The sequence below is a fragment of the Candidatus Enterococcus avicola genome (assembly GCF_047470845.1).
Taxonomy (GTDB): domain Bacteria; phylum Bacillota; class Bacilli; order Lactobacillales; family Enterococcaceae; genus Enterococcus_D; species Enterococcus_D casseliflavus.
Window position 1 is genome coordinate 1 of record NZ_JBLGTY010000060.1, and the last position, 429, is coordinate 429.

1 protein-coding gene is annotated in these 429 nt (G+C 32.2%); it reads right to left on the reverse strand.

All coding sequences use genetic code 11. The features are described 5' to 3' along the window. Positions 1 to 101 precede the first annotated feature (101 nt). Positions 102 to 429: LPXTG cell wall anchor domain-containing protein (locus ACI3E5_RS17570; RefSeq protein ID WP_349709269.1), on the reverse strand; the 328-nt coding region annotated here is incomplete at its 5' end.

The following is a 429-nucleotide window of genomic DNA, read 5'->3' on the forward strand; positions in this document are numbered from 1 at the left end:
AATCTGAGCCAGAATGTGGTTCATTCTGACCCAGATTTGATTTTGCACAACTCATCAGTCCTTATTGACAAAGAGCCAATAAATTCCATTTGCTTATTTCTTTAGTTTTCTTCTCTTTTCTTAAATAATCCTAATAAAAGACCCCAGAAACCGATTAATGCTACTCCTATAACAGAGAACTCTGTATTACTTTTTTCTCCAGTTTTAGGAAGTATTTTATTATTGGTTTCTGTAGATTTATTATTCACTTTCGACGAATCTTTTGATATAGGGGTGGTTTTATCAGAATTTGTAATATCAATTATAATTGAATTATCTTCTCCTTTTAAATTTTGTTTATTAGCAACCGTATTATCTTTAACTGTTACTGGCACCTTAACCGTTGTACTTGATCCATCTGGGAAGGTGACTTTCACTTCTCCTGTGTAT